This window comes from Mitsuokella apri, from assembly GCF_051886055.1.
GTDB lineage: Bacteria > Bacillota > Negativicutes > Selenomonadales > Selenomonadaceae > Mitsuokella.
In genome coordinates this window covers 60541-81265 of record NZ_JBJEXT010000066.1, presented here as the reverse complement: position 1 = coordinate 81265, position 20725 = coordinate 60541, and the positions used below count along the sequence as shown (strand labels likewise).

Sequence of the window (20725 nt, the reverse complement as noted above, 5' to 3'; positions counted from 1 at the left end):
CGCCGGAGTGGATGCAGCAGCGCCTCGAAGGGGCCGGCATCCGCGCCATCAACAATGTCGTCGATGTGACGAACTTTGTCATGATTGAGCTCGGCCAGCCGATGCATGCCTATGACTACGATGAAATCACGGGCCACACGCTGACGGCCCGCCTCGCCAAAGAAGGGGAAAACCTCCATACGCTCGATGACAGCTCGCGCCTCGCGAAGGGCACGGAGCTCGTCATTGCCGATGCCGAGCATCCGGCAGGACTCGCGGGCATCATGGGCGGCCTCGAGACGGAAGTCACGGACAAGACGACGACGGTCGTGCTCGAAGCGGCTTCGTTCAACGGCCCGAGCATCCGCCGTACGGCCCGTGCCTGCGGTCTGCATTCCGAGGCTTCGGGACGTTTTGAGCGCGGTGTCGATGTGACGAACACGCCGCGTGCGCTTGAGCGCGCCGCACAGCTGCTGCAGGACATGGGTGCCTGCACGGTCACGCAGGGCATTGTCGACTGCTATCCCGAGAAGAAGCAGCCGGTCACGATCGACTACACGACGGACGAGATCAACCGCCGCCTCGGCACGAATATCGAGGGCACAGAGATGGTCAAAATCCTGACGTCGCTTGGCTTTGAAGTCGAGGCCAAGGGCGAGGAACACTACCATGTCACGGTGCCGTCGTGGCGCAATGACTGCACGTACATGGAAGACCTCTCGGAAGAAGTCGCGCGCATTTACGGCTTTGACAAAATTGCGAGCACGACGCCGTTTGGCCGCATGGTACAGGGCAAACAGAGCGCCAAGCAGAATTTTGTCGACAAAATCAAGCACACGCTCGCCAGCCTCGGCATGACGGAGGAGCTTTCGTTCTCGTTCACGAGTGAGGACCTCTTCGATAAGCTGCTCGTGCCGGCTGATTCGGAGCTGCGCCGCGCCATCCCCATTATGAACCCGCTGACGGATGAAGCCCCGCTCGTCCGCACGTGCCTTTTGACGTCCATCATGGAAAATGCCGTGCGCAACTTCTCGCGCAAGAACAACGACCTCAAGCTCTTTGATGTCGCGCCGGTCTTCCTGCCGAAGGCACTGCCTCTTACGGAACTGCCGGAAGAGCGCCTGAAGGTTGCGGGCCTCATTACGGGCCGCCGCAACGAAGTCGGCTGGAACCAGTCGAACGAGATGGTCGACTTCTTCGATATGAAGGGCATTGTCGAAGAGCTCTTCCGCGTACTCGGCATTTCGAAGTACACGGTCGAGGCCGGCGAACACTTTGCGATGCATCCGGGCAAGACGGCCCTGTTTAAGAAGGGACGCGAGACAATCGCCGCTGTCGGCGAGCTCCATCCGCAGGCTGCCGAGAATTTCGGCATCAAGCAGAAGGTCTACCTCTTCGAGATGGATGTCGAAGTCCTCATGAAGTACACGGGCAAGAACTTCCACTTCGAGTCGCTGCCGAAGTATCCGGCCATCGCGCGCGACCTCGCCATCGTCGTCGACACGGATGTTGCTGCAGCAGACATCGAGCGCGTCATCGCGAAGAACGGCGGCAAGCACTTCAAGGATGTCACGCTGTTCGACGTCTACACGGGCGAACATGTCGCAAAGGGCAAGAAGAGCCTGGCCTTCAACCTGCAGTTCCAGTCGAAGGACAAGACGCTGACGGATGAAGAGGCCGATGCAGCATTCAAGAACATCCTGCAGGCCGTCGAGAAACAGTTCGCAGCTGAGCTGCGCGCCTGATGACGGCCGACCTGTGATGGTTTGACTGTTTGAGATGACTTAGTGAAGCGGAGGGATTTCCATGGCTGAAGCAAATGCATCGGGAAGCACGGCAAATACGGCCAATACGGCCGCTGCGAAGAAACCCGCCCAGCGCGTGGTCGTTGAGATTTTCGGCGAGACGTATCCGCTGAAGACGACGGACGACTCCGAGCGCCTCAAGAAGCTCGCCAAGGGCGTCGACCGCCTGATGAAGCAGATGGCCAGCGGCGTCCGCAGTTTTGACAGCACGAAAATCGCCGTGCTCACGGCCCTGCAGATTGCCGACGAATACGACAAGCTCAAGTCCGACTACGACGAGCTCGTCGAGCTGCTTGACGAAAAATAAAATAAAGCAGAATATGCGCCTATTATAATAGGAAGGAAAGACACGGATTCTTTAGTGAAGCCGTGTTTTTCTTTTTGTTTTGTCCTTGTTTTTGAGCAAAGTGCTTGACGAATTTGTCTGATTTTTTTATAATATAAATGTAAAAATCAAGTTGAACACGTTCAACAAATTCTGTTTGGGAAAGGACAGGGGGATTTTTGATGAAGGAACACACAAAGGAAATCCGGCAGAAGGTGCTGGAAACGGCGAAAGAGCTGCTGATCGAGCAGGGCTACAAGAAGACGACAATCCGCAGCATCGTGAACCGCTCGGGGGTACTGACGGGCAGCATCTATTATTTCTTCAAGAATAAAGAAATGATTTTTGCCGATATGATCGCGACCATCGTGCATCAGTGCATTGAGAAAATCGATGCCTGCAGCGAGGGGGAATCGCCGGCGTTCAAGTACGCGGTGATTTGCGAGGTCGAGCTCAAGAAGATGCAGGACGATCCGCGCATTCGCGAGATTTACTACGAGTGCTACCATTCGCCGATTATCTTTGAGCGCATGGTCGATTTGTTCGCCGCTTATGCGGAGCAGCTTTTTGGGGAGCGTTTCACGAAAGAAGAATACCGCCAGAAGAATCTGCTGATTAAGGGCGCGATGGGGGCCTGCATCACGGCCATGAATTTTGAGACGGCGATGAATACGGAAAAAGCCCGCCGCGAGGTCATCCGCGCCGCACTGAAGCTCTTCGGCATTTCGGAGGCAGAGATTGAGGCTACGCTGCAGCATATGGCCGAGCGCGAAGAAATCTGGCAGAAGATTGCGCAGGAGCTCGTTGAGATGCCGCTGGCAATCTGAGCCTGGCGAGCTTCTCTATATTTTTTCTAGGCTGTGATGGCCTAAGGTTTTTTTGCACTGAATTTGAACGCGTTCAAAATAGGGAGATGGTAGATATGCAAGGAAAGATGAGCAAGGCAGGGCAGCGGTCTCTGGGGCTGCTGCTGGCGTTTGTGCTGCTGATGATGATGCTCTGCGCGGGCTGCGGCAGGACGGCCAATGCGGACCAGACGACGTGGGGCCGTGCGGACGCGAAGGAAATCGACGTGAACTCAAAGATTGCGGGCCGTGTTGTGGAACTGCTTGTCAAGGAAGGCGATACGGTCAAGGAAGGTCAGGTCATCGCGCGCATCGATAAACGCAGCCTTGAGGCGCAAAAGGCCGAGGCTGAGGCGAGCATCCGGGCACTGCGGGCTCAGCAGGCGCAGGCGGCCGTGACGACGAACATGCAGTCGGGCACGACGGCTTCGGCGGTTTCGGAAGCACAGGCAGCGACGGATCAGGCACGGGCGGACCTCGCTCTCGCGCAGGCCGACCATGACCGCTATGCAGAGCTCCTGTCTGAGGGGGCTGTCTCGAAACAGACGTTTGAGCAGTTTGACACGAAGTACAAGACGGCGCAGGCCGCTTATGAGCAGTCAAAGGCCGCCGTGCGTCAGGCACAGGCCGGCACGCTGCAGACGGATGCATCGCGCGCGAACGAAGAGGCTCTGGCCATGAAGATTGAGCAGGCCGAGGCCACGCTGCAGAACATCGAGGTATCGCTCGATGAGACGGAAATCCGCGCGCCGTTTGACGGCGTCATCACGCAGAAGTACATCGAAGAGGGCTCGATGATTTCAAATGGCACGCCGCTTGTTGCCGTGCAGGACCCTGAGGACAACTGGATTGACATCAAGGTGCCGGAGACGAAGCTCTCGAAGTATTATGTCGGTCAGGAAGTCACGATGATTGGCCGCGACAACGCGACAAAAGTCACGGGCACGATTACGGATATCAGCAAGAAGGCTGAGTTTGCCACGCAGCGTGCGACGAGTGAACGCGGCGATGAGACGGATATCGTGAGCTTCAATGTCAAGGTGCAGGTCAACTCCGATGTGCTGCGCCCGGGCATGCGCTTCCGTCTTGAAGGGCTGGACGACGATCAGGCAGGGTCGTCCGGTGGTGCATCATGAAGGGCTTAGGCAGTATCAGCAGTATCGGGCGTATTTTTGCCTCACTCTATGCGATTGCCAAAGAGGAATTTCTCTATCTCATCAAGGGCAGGCCGCCGGTTGCGCTCGTGCCGTTCATCGTGCCGCTGGGCTTTGCTGTGCTGTTTGGCCTGATTTATCAGGAGAACGTTGTCAATCATATCCCAATGGTGGTCTGGGATGAGGACCAGTCGGCGACGAGCCGTTCACTCATCGAGGCGTACACCGATGCAGACCGCTTCACGTTTGTGGCGCAGGTTTCGGACGAAGCGTCGATGCGGGAGGCCATTCACGATGGCGAGGCCCGCGTGGCTCTGGCCATCCCGCGGAATTTCGATAAAGACCTCAAATCGGGGCGCGGCGCGGATTTTATGCTCATGGTCGATTCGTCGAATAATATGTTCGGCAATGCGGCCATCAGTGCTTCGCAGGAAGTCAGCCGCTCGTTCTCGGTCGCGGCAGGACAGCAGCTGCTTGAGAGTCAGGGGCTTTTGCCGGACGATGCCATCAATTCGGTTTATCCCGTGCGCATGGGCGTGCGCATCCTCGGCAATCCGGCCAACGGCTACAGCTCGTTCATGCTGTCGGGCCTCATGATGAACGGCCTGCAGATTGGCGTCATGCTGTCGCTTGCACCGGCCCTCGTGACGGAGCTTCTGCAGCCGCGCTGGCGGAAGAAACATCCGTTTCTGATTCTCGTGGGCAAAAGTATCCCGTACTGGCTGCTTTCATTTGCGGCGTATCTTCTGTCGCTTTACCTGATTATCCATGTGTTTGCCGTGCCGATGCGCGGCAGCTGGGGAGAGGCGATGCTCTTAGGGGCTTCGTTCATCTTCTTTGTCAGCAGTGTGCTGCACATTTTCTCGAGCTGCTGCCCGAGCCGCGTGCTGTCGCTGCAGGCCCCGATGGTCTACATCATGCCGGGCCTTCTGTACAGCGGCCTGTCGTGGCCAAATTTTGATATGAGCAGCATCGCGTCCGTGCTCGGCATGCTGATGCCGATGACGTACGGCGGCGACACGCTGCGCGACATTCTGCTGAACGGCACGGCACCGACACTCTATACCAACTGTAAGATTATGCTGCTCGGCGGTATTGGCTGCCAGCTCGTGGCCGCAGGGATTTTTTATCTGCGGCGGCGTTTCCATATCTGGACGGACGAATCCGGTACATCTCATGGAAATGAGGGAAAGGGGGAGCACGATGAAACTTCTGCAGGCAATGAAGCGTGAACTGCTGCTTGCTGTACGTGACCCGCGGCGTCTCGTGTTCCTGTTCGGCGCGGCCGTAGCCTATCTGATTGTCTTTGGCCTCTTGTACGTGCCGAATCTCGTCAAGGATGTGCCGTGCGTCGTCTACGATGCGGAAAACTCGCATTTCTCGCGCGAACTCGTGCGCGACATCGAGAGCAGCGACAGCATGAAGGCCGCGGTCTTTGTGACGAGCGAGGAAGAGATGCAGAACGCACTCAACACAAAGCAGGCGTATGCGGCCATCGAGATTCCCCCGGACTTTTCAAAAAAAGTCAAGACAGGGCAGGGAGCAGACGTGCTCTACATGGCGAACGGCGCGAACATCATCCTGACGAATATTACGAGCTCGGCCATGCAGGACATCCTCGCGGCATTCTCGGACCGCGCGGCCGCGGAACGCACGGCCCTGCGCACGGGCGGCGATGAACAGCTCTTGGAGCATATGATTTCGCCGGTCCATGTGCATCTGCGCGTGCTCTACAATACGACGCAGGGCTACATGTTCTTCTTCCTGCTCGGCCTGGCAATGGTCGCGTTTCAGCAGGGCATTTTCTTTGCCGTAGGCGCGGCCGTCGATGGCGAGTATGAGCAGGTGCAGGCCGGCACGCACGACTGGCATTTTTCGTCCGTGCTGCTGCTCGCGGCGAAATTCGTGCTGTACTGGGTCCTCGCGATGCTGTCGTATCTGCTTGTTGTCTTTCTTGTGCAGTATGTCTTTGAGATTCCCTTGAAGGCACCGCTCGGCACGCTGCTGACGCTCGCGGGCATTTTCGTGGCCGCGGCCATCAGTTTTGCCATGTTTTTCTCGGCGATTTTCAACTGTGAAATGGAATTCGTGCGGGCCATCATCATGTATCCGGTGCCCGCGTTCATCTTCACGGGCTACACGTGGCCGCAGGAGTCGATGCCCATATGGCTGCAGCACGTCGCGGCGGCTTTTCCTCTTTCGTGGTTCTCCAATACCGTGCGCGAACTGTTCCTCGCCGGCCATTCGCCGCGCCTCGCCGAGGATTATCAGGCCCTCGCCATCCTCATCGCGGTGTTCCTGAGCCTTGGCGTGCTGATTTTCTGCCTTAAGATGCGGCATTTCCGCCAAAAATACGGGCAGATGCGTGCGGCTGAGCCAGACGCATCCGCTGCGGGACAGCTCAGGAGCTGAACGGCTTCAGTCGCATTTTTCCTTTATTTATGATAAGATAAATACATTGAGAAAAGTCAAATAATAAAGGGTGGCGCGTAGATATGCATATGGATATTCATATTAATAGGAAGCAAAGCAACATAAATAAGACGCTGCTGGTGCTGCCGGCGGCCGTGCTGGGACTCGCGGCGCTGACCGCACCGATGCCGGTCTCCGCAGCGGAACAGGGCGTGCATGTGCAGCCCGTAGAGGTACAGACCGCGCAGCAGGCAGACGGGCAGACGGCAGCGGCAGAATCTGCGGAGAGCCAGAAAACGACGCAGGGCCAGACGGCTCAGCCGGTCAAAAAGATGAAACGTGTGCAGGCTCTTCAAGATGCGAAAGAGGCAAATGCGGCTGAGGCTGGTACGGCCGAGGCGAAACACGCGGACGGCAATATCGAAGTGCAGCTCGAGTACCTCGACGGCCGTTTCTTCAAAAAACGCAACGTCGACCTCTACAATGTGCATGTCTACAAACAGTACAGACAGCTCGGCGCGCTGTCGCTGCATTACGGCCTGACGTTTGAGCGTGCGCTCGGCTACACGACGGAGGACGATATCTATCGCGATGCCGAGGCCGTGGGCTTTGGTCCGTCGTACATGCTGCGCTGGACGAAACACGTCTCGGGCAAGCTCGATGCCTCGCTCGATGCCACGGGCAGCGTGCTCGCCTACAACCACGCCCATCCGGGCAACGGCCGCGCCTTCGGCTTTCTCTGGCGCATCGGGCCGAGACTCACGTACAACTACACGGACCGCGATGCCCTGAGCCTTGCCTACCTCTTTCATCATTCGTCGAATGGCTTCAGCACGCACAATCCGGGCTACAACGGCGTCGGCTTCTCGCTGGGCTTTACACATTGGTATTGATTGTCGGCAAAGAGCATTTTGCTCTTGTCACAGTGAACACTTAGCAGAGCGTTTCCTCTGGGAATGGACATTCCCGAGGGAACGCTCTTTCTTTATAACTGTTATTACAAAAATTAAAAATATTTTAAATTTCGGCAGGAGTTTTAAGAGGCGTGGAGAAGAAGGTAGTATCCGCTATAGAAGGACAATAAGGCCTCTTGTACTTTTGTAGTGAAAGATATTCAAATTAGTGCAGCGAAATTTAGTATTGGTAAGAAAGGAGTCGTTTTCATGAAGACAAAAATGACAAGCAGAATGCGAAACAACAGGCAGAGCAAAGAAGCTGGTTTCACCCTGATTGGCATGCTGATTGCCGTGGGCATCGTGGCCATCCTCGCGATGATTGCGGTACCAAAATTCACTTCGGCCATTGCTTCGGCGAATACGGCGAGAATTCAGGCCGACTTATCTACGATAAATACGGCTATTTCTGTTTATGAAATTGAGAATGGTGAGTACCCAGAGAATATTGGGGATCTGGGTAATTATTTACAGAATACAAAACCAAAACCGCCGACTGGGAAATGCTATATAAATGGTAGTGAAACAAAGATCCCTGAAGGGGGATACGATATTGATCGTTCTACACATCAGGCAACTTGCGGAGGAAAGAAGATAGCGGAGTTTTCAAAGACAAAAGATACAGAAAATGTAGATCAAGGATAACGATTCGGAGTAACGATCATGAGCTTAAATATGTACAGCCGGGGGCTGCTGGTCCTGGTCTTCTCGGTCATGCTGGCCGGCCTTGTCTTTGCTGAGCTGGAAAGCCCCGCCATCCTCTCGGGCAGTGTGTTCTGCCTGCTTTTGGTGACGATGGCGGCCATCGACTGCTGTACGGGCCTGCTGCCGGACCGCGGAAATCTTTTTTTGGCAGGGTTCGGGCTCCTGTTTGTGCTGACGGGGACGACTTGCAGCCTGCCTGAGGCCCTTTTTGGCGCCGCGGTCGGGGCCGGTGTGCTGCTTTTGCTGCGCCGGCTCTCGCATGGCGGGCTCGGGCTCGGCGATGTTAAGTACGCCGCGGCGTTTGGCATCTGGCTCGGCGGGCAGGGGACACTGCTTGCGCTGCTGCTGTCTTTTGCCATTGGCGCGGTGCTGGCCCTTCTGCTGCTGGCCTGCGGGCGGCTGCAGAGAGACAGCGAGCTGGCCTTCGGGCCGTTTCTGTCGGCAGGGGCCTACCTCAGTTATCTCGGCTTGCTCTGGTAGGTTTGCTGTTTACTATTTAGTCTACTATTTAATAGGAGAAACTGTGTGGCGGAGCAGAGGGCGGTGCGGCGGGACTTAGGAGGCGGCAATATGTGTTGATAGGGAAAAAGAGACGATTGGCGGCAGGGAGGTCTTCGGAGCGGGGCTTTCTGCTCGTTGAAGCGGTCTTGGCCTGTTTCGTGGTCATGATCCTCGCGTCCGTGGCCGTGCCGCGCGGCATGGCGCTTTACCGCGAGGCCGTGCTCGAATACGAGACGCAGTGCCTTTTGAGCGATATCCGCTATATGCGCGAGCTTTCGCGCAGCACGGAGCCGCGGCCAAAGGCTCTGGAATGGGACTATAACGGCCAGCGTGAACGGCGCGCGGGGATGTATTTCCAGCGTGACGGCTATGTCCTGATTGCCGGCAGCCGCACGTTTCGCGAGCATAAGTATGCCGGGGGCATCCAGATGAGCGGGCCTCTTTTGAGCGATGTCGAGACGAAAAGGCCGCTGGTGTTCGGTGACAATGGCGTATTGGTGAATCCCTGTACGATGTATCTCTTTTTTGCGGGGCAGCAGAGCAGTGGCAGGCGCTTTATCCTGAGCGCGGGCGGCCGCTGCCGCGTGGAAAGGGGGTCCCCATGGTAAAACAGAAGCAGCAAAAATGGAAAAAACGAGGGGAGCGTGGCTTTTTCCTGCTCGAAACCATCGTGCTGGCTGCCATGCTCGCCGTGATGACGGGCGGACTGCTGCTTTACCGTCAGGGCCTGCATCTGAATGAACAGACCCGTTTTGAAGCGGCGGCCGTGAGCCTTGCCGAATCGGAGCTTGCGTATCTGGAATATGATGCCAGGGAAAAGCCGGAGACTTTTGCGGCTGGTTCGTCGGAGCAGCCTATGTATGTGCCGTTTTCGACACGTCCCAGTGAGGGTGGCGCGGATTTCCGCGTGCAGCGGGAAATCGGGCGGCTTAAGGAATCCGATGTGCCGCGGCAGTCCGGCAATCTTGAGAGGGGAACGGACGCTGCCGGCAGCGGGGCACAGGCTGTGTATCTTGCCAAAGTGCGCGTCAGCTGGCAGGACCGGCGCGAAAGGGAGCAGAGTGTGACCTTGCAGAGGGTGATTTGTCCATGATATCTATGATTTATTTAAATCTCATGAAGCGCGGGAAGTGTGCCACTGGTACCCGCAGCCGAGAACGCGGCGCGCTGCTCCTCGATATGATGGTCTCTTTGCCCATGCTCGTCCTGCTGCTGGCCGGCGCAGCTGCCGTGGCCGCACTGGCCTTTCGCTCCGCTTTTTTCCTCATGGCGGACAGCGAGCTCGAGCAGGAAATCCAGATGGCCGTGCGTCAGGTCGCGGACGAGGCGCGCTCTTCTTATGAGGTGCGGTGGCGCGGAGAGGGCTGCGTGTTCAGGCAGTACCGCGGCGTCGATGACAAGGGGCAGAGCACGTATCAGGTCTCGTACTGGGTCAATGTGACGCAGGACAAAATCCATAAGCTCGTCTGGAAGGATGCGAGCCGGCCTCTGACGGGCAATCACGCGCTGGCGGGCGTCGACATCACGGAATTTTCGTGCCGGAAGCTCGCGCCGCGCCTCGTGGAAATCCGCCTGACAGGTCGGAGCCTCGTGACAAAGCACCGCTATACGCTGAAGACCGTGGTCTATGGCCCCGATATGCCGTAGATAGGCAGATAGACAGATAGGCAGATAGTAGATAGAGGAGAAAAATATGAAGAATGAACGCGGCTCCGCGGTCATCTGGACGGCGCTGCTGACAGTTTTTGTCCTGCTGCTCGGCTCGGCCGTCTGCTATACCTCATGGAACACAAAGCGCATGGCCGTGTCGTACGGGCGCGAGGCCGCGCTGCGCCTTGCAGCTGAAGGCGCCCTTGAGCAGGCTGCGCGGCAGGTGGAGCAGCAGCCGCCGGCGGCAAAGCTCGCCAAAGACATTATGCCGAAGCGGGAAATCAAGGGCGGGTACGGAATCATCACCGTGCGGGTCGTTGCCGTGGAACAGGAGCAGCAGGCGTGGCTGATTGCAGCAGCCGAGGAAAAGGACGGAGATATCTGGCAGCGCCATAAGCTCGTGCGGGGCTGCCTTGAGAAGAGAGAAAAGGAAGGTGGCTTTGTCTATGTCTGGAAAGGAAGGAGCCGGTAAATTCAAAGAAGCAGTGGCCTGTCTGCGGCAGAAGGCGGCGGGGCTGTCTTGGGGAAGGTCAGCGAAGCCAAGTCTCGGCCGATGGGACGATTTTTTCTGGGAATCCGCGCAGTCTGTCGTCGGCCTGGCCGTGCGCGCCGATACGGTCCTTTATCTGCGGCTGCAGGCCGAAAAGAAGGAACAGGGCGGGAGCTGGGACGTTCTGCGCATGGTGTCCGAACCGCGCGAGGCGGAACTGAGCCTTGGCGAGCAGGTGCGCATGCGCGCCGTGCGCGAGGGCTGGCAGGAGCTGCCGTTTGCCCTGTGCCTGACCGGCGAAGAACTCCTTCTCTATAAGACGGAGCTGCCGCCGAATCTGACTTCACGCGAGGAGCGGGAAGCGGCCCATTGGGAACTCGACGCGCGGCTGACGGAAGCCGGGCTTGACGCCGATGCCTACGCCATGGCCGTTAGGCGCGCCGCAGAAAATCCAAATTCAAATCCAAATCCGGCAGCGGCAGGGAGCGGGTCCGCTGGGACTGGTCCTTATGATGAGACGGTCGGGCACAGTTACTGGCTCGCAGCGGCCCCCAGTGCTAAGCTCAAGGCCATGCAGGAGGATTTTGCTGAGCAGGAGCTTTCGCTGCGCGGTTTTGCCGTGCTGGCTCCGCTGGGACCAGCCGTGCAAAACGGGCAGGGCGGCTGGGCCGCACAGTCTGGACTGACTGGGCAGCTTCAGATGTCAGGGCATGCAGGTCAGCACGAGTCCGTGCCGGCTCTTTATCTGCCGGCCCTCTGTGCAGCGCTGTCCCTTATTCATGGCGAAGACGCACTCGGTTTTCTGCTGGCCGGCAGGCAGCTCTCGGTGCGCCGCTGCCGCTATAAACGCCTCGCCGTGCTGACTTTGCTCGTCACGCTGACCGCGCTTTCGGTCTGGAGCTTTTTCGATGCGCGGGCTTATTTTCAGGCGCGGGCGGATTTCCGTCAGCAGAAGCAGGAGACGGCCCTGCTGCACCATGACCAGAAGGTCATGCAGATGACGAAAGCCCTGCAGGCCAAGGTCAGTCAGCGCGACCGGCGCATTGCGATGCTGATGGAAAAATCCCTGCCGTGGTACAGCGTCATGGTGCACCTCGGCCGGCCGGAGCTGCAGACGGACGGGGTCTGGCTGCAGGATATTTTGCTGCGGCGCGATAAGAAAATCGAGATCAGCGGCCTTGCCATGAGCTATGCGGCCCTGTCGGTTTTCCTGCAGTCCTTCGAGCAGGACCGTGATTTTTTCACGCAGGGGCCCGTGCTCGAAGAATCCTCGGCCGAGGGCAAAGACATCCGTTTCCGCATGAGCGTTTCTCTATAATTAGGATAGAAAAATAATAGGATAGAAAAAGGCGGGCGAGGGAGGCGAAACGAAAAATGTTTGGTATTCGCAAAGGAAGAAAGGGCAGTGACGGCGATGGCCTGCAGGGTTTGAGCGATTCGGCGGGCTTAGAACGTTTAGAAGGACTGGCAGGTACAAAGAAAAGCAAAGGTGCCGGAGCAATAGGGCGTAGGTTCAGGGATATAGCGGAGACGCGCGACGGCCGCTTTTTCCTGCTGTCGTTTTTTGTCTGCCTCGCGCTCGTGCCCATTTATTTTTTCGCGCTGCACCTGCCGCTGCAGCGGGCCGCGCAGGCGTATGCGGCCAGGGCGGAGCAGGCGCGCGGCGACACGGCGGCGGTCATGAATTTCAAGAATGTGCACCGCGATATGGAGGCCTATGAAAAAGAACTCGCGGAGCACGATGCGCGCAGCGGAAAGGCCCTGCCGGAAAAACTCGTGCAGGGGGAATTCCTGCACGAACTTCAGCAGAAGGCCTTGAAAAGTCAGGTGCAGCTGCATAAAGTCGTGCCGTCTGAGCTGCAGCCCATGCAGGGGCAGGAGAAAACAGCTGCGAAGGTTTCGCCTGAACAGAATTTGCGGGGCGCAGATGCCAATCATGACGCAGATGCAGCTGGTCTGCAGGAAATGGCCGTGATTGTCGAATGCGAGGGCTCGTATTTTGCGCTGCTCGATTTTCTGCGCAGGCTGCAGCAGTCGGAGCGCGTGCTCTGTCTCGAGGAAAGCCGAATCGGGCCGCCCGCTGCGGACAAAGGGACGGGCGGAGAATCTCTGCAGTGCCATCTGCGCCTTACGGCGTACGCCTGGCCGGCCCAAGAAGCAAAAGAAGTCAAAGAAGCAAAAGAAGCAGAATAGCCTTACGCAGGCATTACTTACTGTTTGGAAGGCTCGTCTTTCAGATAAGGATATTTGCTGTTTAGAAAGAGACTTGATTTATACTCGCGTATATCTTAAACTATAAGCAATATGATTTTTGAATACGCGAGGTGTAAGATATGAGTGAATTACGTTTTATGACGGCCGGCGAATCGCACGGCCCGTGCCTGACTGCCATCCTTGAGGGTCTGCCGGCAGGTCTGGTGCTCCATGAAGAGGCGCTCAACAAGGAACTGGCGCGCCGCCAGCAGGGCTACGGCCGCGGCGGACGCATGAAGATTGAGAAGGACCACGTCGACGTGCTGTCGGGCGTGCGCTTCCATGAGACTTTGGGCGGCCCGATTACGCTGCGGGTCGTCAACCGCGACTTCCAGAACTGGGGCGGCCGCATGGCTGCTTTTGGCGAGCCTGAGGGCGAGAAAGTCACGGCCGCGCGTCCGGGTCATGCCGATTTTACGGGCATCCGCAAGTACAACCGCAAGGATGTGCGCGATATCCTCGAGCGCTCGAGTGCGCGCGAGACGACGATGCGCGTGGCCGTCGGCGCCGTCTGCAAGGAATTTTTAAGGGCCCTTGGCATTACGGTCGTCTCACAGGTCGTCTGCCTCGGCGGTGTGAAAGTCGACCCCGCGAAGGTCGACCGCACGAAGCTCGGCACAGAAGAAGGACTTGGCGATTCACAGCTCAACTGCTACGACAAAGAGGCCGAAGAGCAGATGATTGCCAAAATCAAGCAGGCCAGAAAAGACGGCGACACGCTCGGCGGCATTTTTGAAATCACCGTGCGCGGCCTGCCCGCGGGCCTCGGCAGCCACATCCAGTGGGACCGCCGCCTCGACGGCAAACTCGCAGGCGCTCTTATGTCCATTCAGGCTATCAAGGGCGTCGAAATCGGCGCGGGCTTTGACTGCGCGATTCTGCCGGGCAGCCAGATTCACGATGAAATGTTCCTCGATGAAAACGGCCACGTCTACCGCAAGACGAACCGCGCCGGCGGTCTCGAGGGCGGCATGACGAACGGCGAAGAGCTCATCGTCAAGGCCGTGATGAAGCCGATTCCGACGCTCATGACGCCGCTGCATTCCGTCGACATCGAGAGCCACGAAGAAGTGCTCGCCTGCAAGGAGCGCAGCGACACCTGTGCCGTGCCGGCTGCTTCGGTCGTCGGCGAGGCCATGACGGCCTTCGTCATCGCACAGGCCATCTGCGACAAATTCGGAGCCGATGCCATGGTTGACCTCAAGGCCGCCATCGAGGCGTACAAAGAGCGCATCGGGAAGGAATGGTGAGCCGATGAAGAATGTTGTACTCATAGGCTTCATGGGCACGGGCAAGACGAGCACGGGACGCGTGCTTGCGCAGAAGCTCGGCATATCGTTTCTCGACCTCGACCAGGAAATCGAGAAGGAATACGGCATGGCCATCCCTGATATGTTTGCAAAAAAGGGCGAGGCGTACTTCCGCAGCTGCGAGCACGCGATGGTCGAGAAGGCCGCAAAGCGCCAAAACACCGTGATTTCGACGGGCGGCGGCACGGTCAAGGACCCGAAGAATATGGAAGCCCTGCGCAGAAGCGGTGTCGTCGTCTGCCTGCAGGCCGATGTTGATACGATTCTCGCGCGCACGGCGAGCAAGGGCGAGCGTCCGGTGCTCGACAAGGAGGACCGGGGCGACCGCCGCCGTGCCATCGAGAAGCTCATCGCAGAGCGCCGTGCGCTCTACAAGCAGGCGGATTTCTCGGTTGACACGAGCAGACTCTCGCCGCTGCAGGTCGTCGACGAGATCCTTCATTATCTGAAATTACGAGGTGTGTTGCATGCGTGAGGTACACGTTGCTCTCGGCAAAGAGAGCTATGATATCAGGATTGGTTATGATTTGAGCAGTGAGCTCATCGCCTTTGTGCGGCAGGCCGGCTTTTCGAAACAGGCCATGCTCGTGACGGACAGCAATGTCGGCCCGCTCTACGGCGAAAAGATCCGCCGCCTGCTCGAAGAGGGGGGCCTGAAGGCCACGCTCGTGACCATACCGGCCGGCGAGAGCTCGAAGAGCCTGAAGGTCGCAGAATCCCTCTACACGAAGGCCATCGAGCTTGGCCTCGACCGCAAGTCCCCGATTTTTGCCTTGGGCGGCGGCGTGGTCGGCGACCTCGCGGGCTTCATCGCGGCGACGTACATGCGCGGCGTGCCTTTCGTGCAGCTGCCGACGAGCCTGCTCGCTCAGGTCGATTCGAGCGTCGGCGGCAAGGTCGCCGTCAACCACGCGCTCGGCAAGAACCTCATCGGCGCGTTCTATCAGCCGAAGGGCGTCTTCATGGACCTCAATCTCATGAAATCCCTGCCGAAGCGCGAGATTTACACGGGCCTTGGCGAAATCATCAAGTACGGCATCATTTACGATGCGGACTTCTTCGCGTTTCTCGAAAGCCATGTCGATGACGTGCTGAAGCTCGAGCGCGAGGCCACGGTCCACATGATTGCGCGTTCGTGCGAAATAAAAGCCGCCGTCGTCAGTCAGGACGAGAAGGAAGCGGGCCTCAGGCGCATCCTGAATTTCGGCCACACGATGGCCCATGCCATCGAGAAGGAGACGGGCTACATCCGCTACAATCACGGCGAGGCCGTCGCCATCGGCATGGTCGGTGCGGCTGACATCAGCGCGCGCCTCGGCATGATTCCGGAAGCGGATGTTGCGCGCGTCACGAAGCTCATCGAGGCGCTGCACCTGCCGATTTACGCCGAGGGCTGCACGGTCGACGCGATGTACCGCGACATCTTCCACGACAAGAAGACCATCAACGGCAAGGTCAACTGGGTGCTCATGGAGGGCATCGGCAAAGTGACCTGCCGCAACGATGTGCCGGAAGACATCGTGCGCGCTGCCATGGCCGCACGCATCGGCAAATAAGCGCAGCAGGAATTTCTGTAGGCCAAAAGAAAATTTTTAAAGGACGGTTGAAACCGTCCTTTTTTTATGGTAGACTAATTGAGTATATGGGCGGTCCTCTGAGTGAGCATAAGGCTTGCCATGAACGTCTGACATAAGGAGGAAAAAAATGAATATCATCGAAACGTTAGAAAAAGAACAGCTCCGTTCGGATATCCCGGAGTTCGCACCTGGTGACACGGTCCGCGTTCACGCTAAGATCGTCGAGGGTTCCCGCGAGCGTATCCAGATGTTCGAGGGTGTCGTCATCGCCCGTCAGGGTTCCGGTGTCCGCGAGACGTTCACGGTTCGCCGCATCTCCTATGGTATCGGCGTTGAGCGTACGTTCCCGGTACATTCCCCGCGCATTGAGAAGATCGACGTTCTCCGCAAGGGTATCGTTCGTCGTGCAAAACTCTATTATCTGCGTAACCTTACGGGTAAAGCTGCTCGTATCAAAGAAAAACGCTAATCTGCGTACGGTAGGGACTGCTTTGGCAGTCCCTATTTGTTTATGCAGTTTTTTAGGCAAGTGAAGTAAGACAGGAGGAACTTCCATGAGTTCATTAGGAGAAGAGGCAAAAGACTGGGTCATATCCATTATCATCGCGATTGCCCTGGCCTTTGTCATCCGTCAGTTTGTCGTCGAGCTCTACATCGTCGACGGTCCGTCCATGCGTCCGACGCTGCAGTCGCAGGAACGCCTGGTCGTCAATAAGTTCATCTACGACTTCCGCGCGCCGCAGAAGGGCGAGGTCCTCGTCTTCCAGTATCCGCGCGATCCGAGCCGCGATTTCATCAAGCGCGTCATCGCGACGCCGGGCGACACGATCGAGATCAAGGGCGGCAATGTCTACGTCAACGACCAGCTTTTGAAGGAAGACTACATCCTCGAGAAGACGCGCAGCGAATACCCGAAGGCCACGGTCCCGGAAGGCACGGTCTTCGTCATGGGCGATAACCGCAACAATTCGGAGGACAGCCGCTTCGCCGATGTCGGCTTCGTGCCGTACAAGCTCATCAAGGGCAAGGCCGTCCTCGTCTTCTGGCCGCTCAGCGCGTTTAAGACGCTGCCTTAATGGGAGGGAATCAGCATGAAATGCATTTCCTGGAACGTCAACGGCCTCAGGGCCTGCCTCAAAAAGGGCTTTATGGAATCCTTCTGCAAGCTCGATGCCGATGTCTTTGCGCTGCAGGAGACGAAGATGCAGCCAGAGCAGGCCATCCTCGACCTGCCGGGCTATAAGCAGTACTGGAACAGCGCGGAGAAAAAAGGCTATTCGGGCACGGCGGTCTTTTCGCGCCTTGAGCCTCTGCAGGTGACATACGGCCTCGGCATCGAGGAACACGACCACGAGGGCCGCGTCATTACGCTTGAATTTCCAGACTGCTATTTTGTGACGGTCTATACGCCAAACTCCAAGCGCGGCCTTGAACGCCTTGCTTACCGCATGGAGTGGGAGGACGCGTTCCGCGCGTACCTTCAGGGCCTTGACGCGAAAAAGCCCGTCATCGTCTGCGGCGACCTCAATGTCGCGCACGAGGAAATCGACCTGAAGAACCCAAAGACGAATCATCATAACGCGGGCTTCACGGATGAGGAACGCGGCAAGTTCACGGAGCTTCTTGACGCGGGCTTTATCGATACGTTCCGCACGCTGTATCCGGAACGCACGGGCATCTACACGTGGTGGTCGTATCTGCGCAAGGCGCGCGACACGAACGCGGGCTGGCGCATCGACTACTTCGTCACGTCAAAGCGCCTGCAGGACAAGATTGCCGATGCGACGATTCACAACGAGATTTTCGGCAGCGACCACTGCCCGGTCGGATTGGAGCTGAACTTATGACGGCTGCTGCGAAGGGCCATAAAAAGACAAATCTCACGACGCTCTGCTATATTGAGCAGGATAATGCGTACCTCATGATGCACCGCGTTAAAAAGGAACACGACATCAACCACGACAAATGGGTTGGCGTCGGCGGCCACTTCGAGCCCGACGAGACGCCCGAAGAATGCCTGCTGCGCGAAGTCAAAGAGGAGACGGGCCTGGTGCTCGACGATTTCCGCCTGCGCGGCATCATCACGTTTATGTCGGACAAATGGCAGACGGAGTATATGTTCCTTTATACAGCGGACAAATTCCACGGCACATTCGTCGGCCGCGACGGCTGCCGCGAGGGCACGTTCGAGTGGGTGCCGAAAAAAGCGGTCTATGACCTGCCGATTTGGGAAGGCGACAAGATTTTCTTTCATTTAATGGAAGAACGTGAGCGTGTCTTTTCACTCAAACTGCGCTACATCGACGATGAGCTCGTCGAGAAAGTCCTTGACGGCAGGCCGCTTTAAAAACGTGGATAAAAAAGGGAATGAGGTTCTCCCGTGGCCTTGGGCCAAAACTGCTTTACAGCTGATGACTTCTGTGCTCTTGTGCAGGTCATCGGCTTTTTTGCTGTCAGGGACGTTATTTTGTTATTTATTAGGAAAGAAAGGAAGGGTATATATGGCAGAAAATCTTGGTCTTGTTTTTGTGGGCGGCGGTCTCGGGGCCGTCTGCCGCTATCTCGTGACGACGCACGTCGGCGCGCGCTTTGGCACATTTTTTCCGTGGGGCACGCTCGTCGTGAATACCGTTGGTTCGTTTCTCATGGGGCTTATCATGGGCCTGCTGCTGCTGCTCGTCGAACGCATGGGCAGCGGCATTTCGGAGTACGCAAGGCTTCTCCTGACGGTCGGCTTCCTCGGCGGCCTCACGACGTTTTCGTCCTTCAGCATGGAGACGCTGACGCTGCTGCGCGGCGGCAGTTATTTCTACGCGGCCTGCAACATCGGCAGCAATATCGTGCTCGGACTTTTGGCCGCTTTTCTCGGCTTCGTGCTCGCCGCGCGCCTGAGTGCCTGATTTTCAGGCGTTTTTGCGCCGGCGGGATTGCAGAAAGCGCGGCCGCTATGATAAAATGAAAAGCAGTGTAACTTGACAATTGCCATTCATATAAATTGGAAGTAATTTGGGAGGAAGAAACATTTTGTCAGCTTTAAGCGAAGAACTCGATAAAGAAATCAAGAAGCGCCGTACGTTTGCGATCATCTCGCACCCGGATGCCGGTAAGACGACGCTGACGGAGAAGCTGCTGCTCTACGGCGGTGCCATCCATCTCGCCGGCTCCATCAAGTCGCGCAAAACACAGCGCCACGCTGTGTCCGACTGGATGGAAATCGAGAAACAGCGCGGTATCTCGGTCACGTCGTCCGTGCTGCAGTTTGACTATGCGGGCTGCCGCATCAACATCCTCGATACGCCGGGCCATCAGGACTTCTCGGAAGATACGTACCGCACGCTCATGGCCGTCGACAGCGCCGTCATGGTCATCGACGTTGCGAAGGGCGTCGAGGCCCAGACGAAAAAGCTCTTCAAGGTCTGCAAGCAGCGCGGCATTCCTATTTTCACGTTCATCAACAAACTCGACCATTACGGCAAGCTGCCAATCGATATCATGGACGAAATCGAGAACGTGCTCGGCATCCGCTCGTATCCGATGAACTGGCCAATCGGTCAGGACGGCCAGTACATGGGCGTGTACGACCGCCGCAACAAGAAGGTCCTGCTCTTTGCCGCCGATACGACGCACGGTCAGCAGGCGCGCATCGCCGATGTCTACGAGCCGGATGACCCTGAAGTCATCGAGCGCGTCGGCGAGGACACGTGGCAGGCACTGAAGGATGATATCGAGCTTCTTGACGAGGCAGGCGAGGAATTCGATATGGACAAGGTCAACGCCGGCGAGCTCACGCCGATGTTCTTCGGCTCGGCCATGACGAACTTCGGCGTGCAGGATTTCCTCGAGGGCTATATCCGCATGGCGCCGACGCCGCAGCCGCGCATGTCGAGCGATGGCCTCATTGCGCCGGACGACGAGAAATTCTCGGGCTTTGTCTTCAAGATTCAGGCCAACATGAACCCCGCGCACCGCGACCGCCTCGCGTTCATCCGCATCTGCTCGGGCAAATTCGAGCGCAATATGAGCGTCTGGCATGAGCGTTCGGGCAAGATGATCAAGCTCGCGCAGCCGCAGCAGTTCCTCGCGCAGGACCGCCAGATCATCGATACGGCTTATCCGGGCGATATCGTCGGCCTGTTTGACCCGGGCATTTTCGGCATCGGCGACACAATCTGCGACGAGAGCCACAAGTTCAAATACGCCGACTTCCCGGTCTTCCCGCCCGAGAAATTCGCACGCGTGCAGGCCAAGGACACGATGAAGCGCAAGCAGTTCGTCAAGGGCATCGAGCAGCTCACGCAGGAAGGCGCGATTCAGCTCTTCCAGCAGGCCGGTGCGGGCATGGAATCGTACATCGTCGGCACGGTCGGCACCCTGCAGTTCGAGGTGCTCGAGTACCGTTTGAAGAACGAGTACAATGTCGACATCGAGATGAATATGCAGCCGTACGAAGTCGCGCGCTGGCTTGCGTATAAAGACGGACGCGAGGTCACGCCGGCATCGCTGAAGGGCGCGGACCGCGGCATGTTCGTCTACGACCGCAAGGGCAATCCGGTGCTGCTCGTCAGCAACGAATGGGCGCTGGGCTGGATCATGGACAACAATCCGGACCTCATTCTCAACCATGTGCCGTTTGACCGCAAAGAGGCATAATAGAAGTATAATAGAAGCATTGATGCAAAAAGAGGCTTTGCCGAGGGGCAAGTCTCTTTTTTTCTATAAGAAGTACTGGAATGATTCGCCCAATGATGATATAATCACAATGTTGA

At 57.4% G+C, this 20725-nt stretch carries 24 protein-coding genes and 1 riboswitch; all 24 genes read left to right on the top strand.

Annotated features, from left to right (window positions below; all coding sequences use genetic code 11):
- Positions 1-1724 (top strand): phenylalanine--tRNA ligase subunit beta (gene pheT / locus ACI4OH_RS09735; protein WP_439784670.1); only part of this gene is annotated, 1724 nt, incomplete at its 5' end.
- A gap of 61 nt (positions 1725-1785) precedes the next feature.
- Entirely contained in the window at positions 1786-2091 is a 306-nt protein-coding gene (locus ACI4OH_RS09730) for a cell division protein ZapA (protein WP_439784669.1), read from the top strand.
- Between the two features lie 200 nt (positions 2092-2291).
- The gene (locus tag ACI4OH_RS09725; protein ID WP_302609991.1) at positions 2292-2936 is read left to right on the top strand and encodes a TetR/AcrR family transcriptional regulator; all 645 of its coding nucleotides are present in this window, start codon (positions 2292-2294) and stop codon (positions 2934-2936) included.
- Positions 2937-3031: 95 nt separating this feature from the next.
- Entirely contained in the window at positions 3032-4090 is a 1059-nt protein-coding gene (locus ACI4OH_RS09720; protein ID WP_302488770.1) for an HlyD family secretion protein, read from the top strand.
- The gene (locus tag ACI4OH_RS09715) at positions 4087-5340 is read left to right on the top strand and encodes an ABC transporter permease (RefSeq protein WP_435720654.1); all 1254 of its coding nucleotides are present in this window, start codon (positions 4087-4089) and stop codon (positions 5338-5340) included. Before ACI4OH_RS09720 ends, ACI4OH_RS09715 begins: the two co-directional genes overlap by 4 nt.
- Positions 5312-6520, top strand: a complete 1209-nt coding sequence (locus ACI4OH_RS09710; RefSeq protein WP_439784668.1) for an ABC transporter permease — start codon at positions 5312-5314, stop codon at positions 6518-6520. The genes ACI4OH_RS09715 and ACI4OH_RS09710 overlap by 29 nt, the downstream gene beginning before the upstream one ends.
- Positions 6521-6603: 83 nt before the next feature.
- Positions 6604-7413 (top strand): acyloxyacyl hydrolase, encoded by an 810-nt coding sequence (locus ACI4OH_RS09705; RefSeq protein WP_439784667.1) that lies wholly within the window; start codon positions 6604-6606, stop codon positions 7411-7413.
- A 270-nt stretch (positions 7414-7683) separates the two neighbouring features.
- Complete coding sequence (locus ACI4OH_RS09700; RefSeq protein ID WP_439784666.1) at positions 7684-8118, top strand: competence type IV pilus major pilin ComGC; 435 nt, start codon at positions 7684-7686, stop codon at positions 8116-8118.
- A gap of 18 nt (positions 8119-8136) precedes the next feature.
- Positions 8137-8658 carry a prepilin peptidase gene (locus ACI4OH_RS09695; RefSeq protein WP_439784665.1) on the top strand — a complete coding sequence of 174 codons (522 nt, stop codon included), beginning with the start codon at positions 8137-8139 and terminating at the stop codon, positions 8656-8658.
- Positions 8659-8750: 92 nt separating this feature from the next.
- On the top strand, positions 8751-9287 hold the full coding sequence (locus ACI4OH_RS09690) for a pilus assembly FimT family protein (protein ID WP_439784664.1): 537 nt from the start codon (positions 8751-8753) through the stop codon (positions 9285-9287).
- Positions 9281-9772, top strand: a complete 492-nt coding sequence (locus ACI4OH_RS09685) for a hypothetical protein (RefSeq protein ID WP_435720648.1) — start codon at positions 9281-9283, stop codon at positions 9770-9772. The genes ACI4OH_RS09690 and ACI4OH_RS09685 overlap by 7 nt, the downstream gene beginning before the upstream one ends.
- Entirely contained in the window at positions 9769-10326 is a 558-nt protein-coding gene (locus ACI4OH_RS09680; protein ID WP_435720647.1) for a hypothetical protein, read from the top strand. Before ACI4OH_RS09685 ends, ACI4OH_RS09680 begins: the two co-directional genes overlap by 4 nt.
- A 46-nt stretch (positions 10327-10372) precedes the next feature.
- The gene (locus ACI4OH_RS09675; protein WP_435720646.1) at positions 10373-10801 is read left to right on the top strand and encodes a TadE/TadG family type IV pilus assembly protein; all 429 of its coding nucleotides are present in this window, start codon (positions 10373-10375) and stop codon (positions 10799-10801) included.
- On the top strand, positions 10776-12137 hold the full coding sequence (locus ACI4OH_RS09670; protein WP_435720645.1) for a PilN domain-containing protein: 1362 nt from the start codon (positions 10776-10778) through the stop codon (positions 12135-12137). The genes ACI4OH_RS09675 and ACI4OH_RS09670 overlap by 26 nt, the downstream gene beginning before the upstream one ends.
- Positions 12138-12193: 56 nt before the next feature.
- Positions 12194-13012: a hypothetical protein gene (locus ACI4OH_RS09665; protein ID WP_435720644.1), complete on the top strand. Its 819-nt coding sequence runs from the start codon at positions 12194-12196 to the stop codon at positions 13010-13012.
- Between the two features lie 140 nt (positions 13013-13152).
- Complete coding sequence (aroC, locus tag ACI4OH_RS09660; protein ID WP_435720643.1) at positions 13153-14322, top strand: chorismate synthase; 1170 nt, start codon at positions 13153-13155, stop codon at positions 14320-14322.
- A gap of 4 nt (positions 14323-14326) precedes the next feature.
- Positions 14327-14857, top strand: coding sequence for a shikimate kinase (locus tag ACI4OH_RS09655; RefSeq protein ID WP_432646573.1), 531 nt, complete (start codon positions 14327-14329; stop codon positions 14855-14857).
- Positions 14850-15938 carry a 3-dehydroquinate synthase gene (gene aroB, locus ACI4OH_RS09650; RefSeq protein ID WP_432646574.1) on the top strand — a complete coding sequence of 363 codons (1089 nt, stop codon included), beginning with the start codon at positions 14850-14852 and terminating at the stop codon, positions 15936-15938. The genes ACI4OH_RS09655 and aroB overlap by 8 nt, the downstream gene beginning before the upstream one ends.
- A 148-nt stretch (positions 15939-16086) precedes the next feature.
- A complete protein-coding gene (rplS, locus tag ACI4OH_RS09645) occupies positions 16087-16428 on the top strand; it encodes a 50S ribosomal protein L19 (RefSeq protein WP_295712137.1) in 342 nt (113 codons plus the stop codon).
- 85 nt (positions 16429-16513) lie between these two features.
- Positions 16514-17035 carry a signal peptidase I gene (gene lepB / locus ACI4OH_RS09640; RefSeq protein WP_432646575.1) on the top strand — a complete coding sequence of 174 codons (522 nt, stop codon included), beginning with the start codon at positions 16514-16516 and terminating at the stop codon, positions 17033-17035.
- Between the two features lie 15 nt (positions 17036-17050).
- Positions 17051-17806: an exodeoxyribonuclease III gene (locus tag ACI4OH_RS09635; RefSeq protein ID WP_435720642.1), complete on the top strand. Its 756-nt coding sequence runs from the start codon at positions 17051-17053 to the stop codon at positions 17804-17806.
- Positions 17803-18306: an NUDIX hydrolase gene (locus ACI4OH_RS09630; RefSeq protein ID WP_435720641.1), complete on the top strand. Its 504-nt coding sequence runs from the start codon at positions 17803-17805 to the stop codon at positions 18304-18306. The genes ACI4OH_RS09635 and ACI4OH_RS09630 overlap by 4 nt, the downstream gene beginning before the upstream one ends.
- Before the next feature lie 7 nt (positions 18307-18313).
- Positions 18314-18387: riboswitch (Fluoride riboswitch) on the top strand.
- A 73-nt stretch (positions 18388-18460) separates the two neighbouring features.
- Positions 18461-18859, top strand: a complete 399-nt coding sequence (gene crcB / locus ACI4OH_RS09625; protein WP_432646578.1) for a fluoride efflux transporter CrcB — start codon at positions 18461-18463, stop codon at positions 18857-18859.
- A gap of 124 nt (positions 18860-18983) precedes the next feature.
- On the top strand, positions 18984-20609 hold the full coding sequence (locus ACI4OH_RS09620; protein WP_435720640.1) for a peptide chain release factor 3: 1626 nt from the start codon (positions 18984-18986) through the stop codon (positions 20607-20609).
- Positions 20610-20725: the final 116 nt, after the last annotated feature.

Excerpts from the sequence above, each read along its gene's own strand:
- ACI4OH_RS09705 (WP_439784667.1), top strand. The coding sequence starts at position 6,604 with ATGCATATGGATATTCATATTAATAGGAAGCAAAGCAACATAAATAAG.
- ACI4OH_RS09700 (WP_439784666.1), top strand. The coding sequence starts at position 7,684 with ATGAAGACAAAAATGACAAGCAGAATGCGAAACAACAGGCAGAGCAAA.
- ACI4OH_RS09715 (WP_435720654.1), top strand. The coding sequence starts at position 4,087 with ATGAAGGGCTTAGGCAGTATCAGCAGTATCGGGCGTATTTTTGCCTCA.
- ACI4OH_RS09710 (WP_439784668.1), top strand. The coding sequence starts at position 5,312 with ATGAAACTTCTGCAGGCAATGAAGCGTGAACTGCTGCTTGCTGTACGT.
- rplS (WP_295712137.1), top strand. The coding sequence starts at position 16,087 with ATGAATATCATCGAAACGTTAGAAAAAGAACAGCTCCGTTCGGATATC.
- ACI4OH_RS09720 (WP_302488770.1), top strand. The coding sequence starts at position 3,032 with ATGCAAGGAAAGATGAGCAAGGCAGGGCAGCGGTCTCTGGGGCTGCTG.
- ACI4OH_RS09675 (WP_435720646.1), top strand. The coding sequence starts at position 10,373 with ATGAAGAATGAACGCGGCTCCGCGGTCATCTGGACGGCGCTGCTGACA.
- ACI4OH_RS09665 (WP_435720644.1), top strand. The coding sequence starts at position 12,194 with ATGTTTGGTATTCGCAAAGGAAGAAAGGGCAGTGACGGCGATGGCCTG.
- ACI4OH_RS09730 (WP_439784669.1), top strand. The coding sequence starts at position 1,786 with ATGGCTGAAGCAAATGCATCGGGAAGCACGGCAAATACGGCCAATACG.
- ACI4OH_RS09680 (WP_435720647.1), top strand. The coding sequence starts at position 9,769 with ATGATATCTATGATTTATTTAAATCTCATGAAGCGCGGGAAGTGTGCC.
- ACI4OH_RS09655 (WP_432646573.1), top strand. The coding sequence starts at position 14,327 with ATGAAGAATGTTGTACTCATAGGCTTCATGGGCACGGGCAAGACGAGC.
- aroB (WP_432646574.1), top strand. The coding sequence starts at position 14,850 with ATGCGTGAGGTACACGTTGCTCTCGGCAAAGAGAGCTATGATATCAGG.
- ACI4OH_RS09685 (WP_435720648.1), top strand. The coding sequence starts at position 9,281 with ATGGTAAAACAGAAGCAGCAAAAATGGAAAAAACGAGGGGAGCGTGGC.
- ACI4OH_RS09630 (WP_435720641.1), top strand. The coding sequence starts at position 17,803 with ATGACGGCTGCTGCGAAGGGCCATAAAAAGACAAATCTCACGACGCTC.
- ACI4OH_RS09670 (WP_435720645.1), top strand. The coding sequence starts at position 10,776 with ATGTCTGGAAAGGAAGGAGCCGGTAAATTCAAAGAAGCAGTGGCCTGT.
- ACI4OH_RS09725 (WP_302609991.1), top strand. The coding sequence starts at position 2,292 with ATGAAGGAACACACAAAGGAAATCCGGCAGAAGGTGCTGGAAACGGCG.
- crcB (WP_432646578.1), top strand. The coding sequence starts at position 18,461 with ATGGCAGAAAATCTTGGTCTTGTTTTTGTGGGCGGCGGTCTCGGGGCC.
- ACI4OH_RS09635 (WP_435720642.1), top strand. The coding sequence starts at position 17,051 with ATGAAATGCATTTCCTGGAACGTCAACGGCCTCAGGGCCTGCCTCAAA.
- ACI4OH_RS09695 (WP_439784665.1), top strand. The coding sequence starts at position 8,137 with ATGAGCTTAAATATGTACAGCCGGGGGCTGCTGGTCCTGGTCTTCTCG.
- lepB (WP_432646575.1), top strand. The coding sequence starts at position 16,514 with ATGAGTTCATTAGGAGAAGAGGCAAAAGACTGGGTCATATCCATTATC.
- aroC (WP_435720643.1), top strand. The coding sequence starts at position 13,153 with ATGAGTGAATTACGTTTTATGACGGCCGGCGAATCGCACGGCCCGTGC.